The organism is Dorea acetigenes (assembly GCF_025567385.1).
Taxonomy (GTDB): domain Bacteria; phylum Bacillota; class Clostridia; order Lachnospirales; family Lachnospiraceae; genus Claveliimonas; species Claveliimonas acetigenes.
Genome location: NZ_JAOQJU010000050.1, coordinates 1 through 4,942, shown reverse-complemented (window position 1 = coordinate 4,942; position 4,942 = coordinate 1). Strand labels below are relative to the sequence as shown.

The window sequence follows — 4,942 nt, the reverse complement described above, 5'->3', positions numbered from 1 at the left end:
GAAGGTTCTTCCGATAATCCTGTAATTATCAATCTCCGCTGTCGCATATTCTCCAGTTTTCCAGGTAGAATAACCAATGTAAAGGACACTGTTCTCACCAAGAATGTCAGCCAATGAATATCCGCTTGCTGCTTCTGCAACCTGCTCACCATTGATATACAGAACTGTCTTGTCCTTCAGATAAGAAACCTTTACATCCATCCATGCATTCTCGCCGGTCTCGTAATATGCTACAGACGGTCTTTCTCCGAAGTTATTATAACGCTCTGCATTCACCGTTCCGCTGATATTAACAACGCCAATATAGTGCTCCTGCTGATACTTCTGCTCATTCGTATTCGGAGCTGCAAAGAATCCCCAGTTTGTTGCACTCATTGACGGCTTCATCTGGAAGGATACTTCCACCTCGTCCATGCCCGTCAGAAGACTGCTTCCGTCTTTCTTTGTTACCGTCAGAAACTGACTTGTTCCGTTCAGTTTCAGGGCTTTGCCGTTTCCTTCATGGTCTACTAAAGTATAGGTACCTTTCGCCTCGGCCTCTCCGCCAGTGAAACCTTCTCCTTCAGCCGGTTCTCCGTTAAAGCTAAAGTCTGCCAGAAGCGTCCATCCTTCCGGGATCTCCGGTGTCGCTGCTTCCTTCACAGTTACCTTGAAGGTGTCTGTCTTCCCTTCATATGTTACCGTTACCGTCTGCCCGCCAACCATCTTTGCATCGTAGCCACTTACTTCGCAGTCTTCTATCGCAATGTCCATGGTTGTATCATCACTATAGTTAGCAATTACTTTCATTCCTGCAAGTTCAAGTTTTTCTCCTACCGTATATTCAACCTTCGTCGGAGCTGTAACTGAAATAGACTCTAGGGTGGCAGGTTCAGGCTTATCTGGAACTTCTACAGCATTAAGCAGCTCCGGCATCCCTTCCTTTGTGTCCCAAATTGTCTCATCCCAACTTTTCAGTACACCAGTCACATACGTCTCGGAATCTGTAAATACCGGAATCTCGTTAGAAACAACTGTATCTTTGCTATTGCCAATTGGAATGCCGGCCGCACAAGCTACTGTGTTAAATGTTCCTGCATTCTTTCCAAACAGCATACCTACATATTGTTTTCCTTCCACACTGCTATCCGTATAGGAATTTTTCACATTACCATACTGATTGTTTCTTCCCACCAGACCGCCAGTCACAAATTCACCGCTCACGCTTCCTGTTCCAAAACAGTCCGTAATGTTCTTATCATTAAATCCAACCAAAGACCCTGCCGTTTTGCCCTGTACAGTACAATTTGCATAAGAATTTATAATTTGACAAGTATTTTCAGAACCAGATGCTCCGGAAGCTCCAACAAGACCACCCACATAATTCTTTCCGGTCACAGTACCTGTTGCATATGTATTCTGGATCGTTCCTCTGTCATTATACCCTACAAGACCGCCGACATTCACCGTTCCATTTACTTCTGCCAACGCTCTGCTTTCTCTGACCGTTCCTTTTGCATTAGAACCAATCAGACCTCCGGTACTGTCGTTTCCGATTCCGTTCACTATTCCCTGAGAAGTACAGCCGGTTACAGTACCTGCATTTCTTCCTGCAAGAAGTCCTATTTCGGATCCACCTGTTACTGTACCTTCTACCGCACAACCGGAAATTTTCCCTTTATTATATCCCACAAGAAGACCTGTGTAGATACGTCCGCTCACCTTTCCTTCCAAAATACTGACATTCTTAATCTCTGCCGTCTCTGACGTATATCCAAACAACCCGACACCAATCATACCGCTCGTATTTTCAGATCTCAGACCTGTAATTACATAACCTGCGCCATCAAATGTTCCAGCAAATGGTTCTTCCTCCGTTCCGATAGGATACCATTGTCTATCACTCAAATCAATATTTGCACCAAGTTTATAATTACCGCCCATATTTTTGCTGACTGCCCACAGTTCATCGGCATTGGTAATCACTTCTACATTTTCTGCCTGAACTTCTGGCTTTTCTGCCAGTACATCCTTACTATTTTCTTTTTCCAACGCTTCGTACAGGTAAATTCTTCCATAAGAATATCCGCCGCCGCTAACATTGACAGAATCTCTGTCAAAAGTCAACAATCTGTATACAATCTCTCCCTTTTCATTTTCAGTTGGATACAGCATTGGCCATGGATTGTAGGAATCTGTCACGCCATCAATATTGAGGGACGTATTCTTGGTCATCTCCGGATAATTCAAAACTTCCAGGTTCGTCTAATTTCCATTTACACTTCTTCCGGTAAAAACATAGTATTTGCCGCCAATCTTCTGCTGCAAAACGCCCGTACAAGATGTATCCATATATGCATTGACTTCCTCATATGGTCCCATAAATTCATCTGCATGGAGCAAAGAGACACGGAAGCCCGCAAAACAGGTAGCAATACTCCATTTTCCGTATTCCTCATTATAAATAATGGAAGGATCCTCAAAATTACCTCTCGTTGCCGCCGTACCTGTATAAGACAGCTTATCCACATCAACCGTAATATATGTCTGTTCCCTTGGGTCTGCCGGCATAATACCTGCCCTCAGCATCTTGTCATCACCATGAGAAGAGGTAACTACAATCCACTGATCCTTATCCTCATCATAGCAAAAATCTGACGCATGGTATGCCATATGTATAGTCTCTCCAGGCTTTCGGAAGGTCGTAATATTTTGAAGCTCTAATTCATATGTTTCAAGATCTAATGTATAAATCGCCTGACAACTTGCCGGAAGATCCGTATATCCTCTCAATGTCATGGAAAGCCACATCTTTCCATCCTCTACCATTACTTTTCCATCTTTATAATGGAGAGGTTTTGGATCTGCCTGTCCGTCTCCTCCCGTATAGTAATTACGGAATTCACTGATTTCCAATTCGGAGCCCGGTGACAATGCAGCTTCCATATACGCCTTAAAATCAGGAAATACCTTCTCGTCTCTCATGTCGAAAGTTCCACTTAAGTTTTCCAGCGCCATCTGCGTCGCCTTACCATCCTTCACAATCCAAATACCAAGATACTGACCTGCCCAGTGTGCACGAATAGTATAAGGTGCCTCTACTTTTACTCCTGATGGATAGGGAATAACCTTATTTACAACTACTTTTCCATCCTTCTTTGCCTGAAGGAGATACCCGTCGTCGCTTTCCGGAAAGAGTGCTTCTTCTGTCTCTGCATGCTCTTTTATCGACACGGCAGAATAAACTACAGACTCGCCTGTTCCCAGTTTCCCGCCGAAAGTAGCCTCAAAATTTTTCAATACTTCCGGATCAGACAGATCGAACCATTCACTGACATCAAGATTTGTGATCTGCTTCTCTTCACCGCCTATCACTCTGGACGCCGTTACAATATTTCCATGCAGTGCAAGTCTTAACTTATAGGGGTAGCCTATCGTATCATTGGCAAGAGTAAGATTCGTCTTACTGCTTCCATTTACAATAACCTCCAACGTACAGGTTCCGGCTGCTCTCTGTGTAAGAAAGATTCCGTTTGGTTTAGAGTTATCTGCCGTCTTATCTCTAAATTTTAAAATAGCGCTTGCAGTATATCCAACCTTCGTCTGTCCCTGAATCTCTGCTTCTAGTACAGTATCCTGCTGTAGGGCGCCGACGGCCGCATAAGATTCCCCTCTGTTGCCATTTGCCGTAAAGGTCACAGATTTCTCCGTTTTTACTGCAGTATTATATGGACTTAAATCATGATATACTTCTATCTTCTCAAGAAGCTCCGAATCTTCCATATCCAGGCTGCTCAGTACATTTTCTGTGTCCTCTCCCTCCTGCTCAACTTTTTCTTGCCAGATTTCGGCCTTTCCAAATGTCACACTTTCGCCTGCCGCCAATCTGCCTCCGATGGTATAATCGAATGTATCTAGTACGCTTTTATCCGTAAGATCATAGATTCCACTCAAATCCAGTACACCACTTCCCATTGTAACGCCTTCTTTAATTCTAGTCACATAGACACTGCTTCCTCTAACCTCAACCCGCAGATCATATGGAGCTTTCACACCTTCATTAGAAATCTCTACTCGTTTCTTTGAGACCCCTTCCACAATCACTTCTGCAGATAAAGCTCCATTCGTCTTATTCGCAATAAAAATCCCATGATTCTTTCCCGTAGTTCCCGGATTTTTTAATTTAACAATTGCGTTAGCAGTGTAAGTCGTATTAGTTTGCTCTGAAATTGTTACTTCTATGTAAGAGTTTTGCGTTACCTTTCCTACGTGCAGATAACCCTCTCCAATCCCATTTCCGCCAGATTTTACTTTTACACCATTTTCAACTTTTTCAAACACACCTGCCGGAGCCACTTCACTGGACTGCTTGCGTCCTTCCAGAACCTGCTCGTCCTGCATATCCAGATAATCCGTCCTCTCCGCCACTGCTTCTTTTTCCTCTACAGATGCTTTTTTCAGAGAAATACTGTTATTCTCATCTTTCTCCCATATGATTCCTGCCATTGCTGCACCTTCGTCTGCCGGATTCTGCGCATTTATGGCAAGATCGTACACGGAATATGGTGTCATCTCCCCAAGAAGAATTTTCTGTTGTGCATTTTCTTCCTGGCTGTTCACCATTTTCAGTTTTCCATTTTCATACGCCAATTCATTTTCTTCATTTTCCGCGCCCGCAAGCTCCAGATCCTTTATGGGGATTTCCGAATCAAAGAAATTTCTTCCAGTATAAAATTTCCTGAAATGGAGATCCGACGGCTCCAGACTGTCTTCCGACTCTGCTTTTACCGGCAAAAACGGACATGCCAGCATAAGCGCTAATGACAGCGACAACATTCTTTTCTTACCTTTCATCTTTTTTCCTCCTTACCTTCTGCGGTACTGTAAAGTTTTACAGTCCTATTTTTCTTTAAAACCTTATATTTTCAAGGCATTCATCACTTTTGCAAATAAAAAAGCAATG

General features: G+C 43.3%; 2 protein-coding genes. Both read right to left on the bottom strand.

Annotation, left to right across the window (positions count from 1 at the left end; genetic code table 11):
- A partial coding sequence (locus OCV99_RS17885; protein ID WP_262576017.1) for a GLUG motif-containing protein occupies positions 1 to 2,214 on the bottom strand: 2,214 nt, incomplete at its 3' end.
- A 30-nt stretch (positions 2,215 to 2,244) separates the two neighbouring features.
- Positions 2,245 to 4,833: a hypothetical protein gene (locus OCV99_RS17880; protein ID WP_158372373.1), complete on the bottom strand. Its 2,589-nt coding sequence runs from the start codon at positions 4,831 to 4,833 to the stop codon at positions 2,245 to 2,247.
- Positions 4,834 to 4,942: the final 109 nt, after the last annotated feature.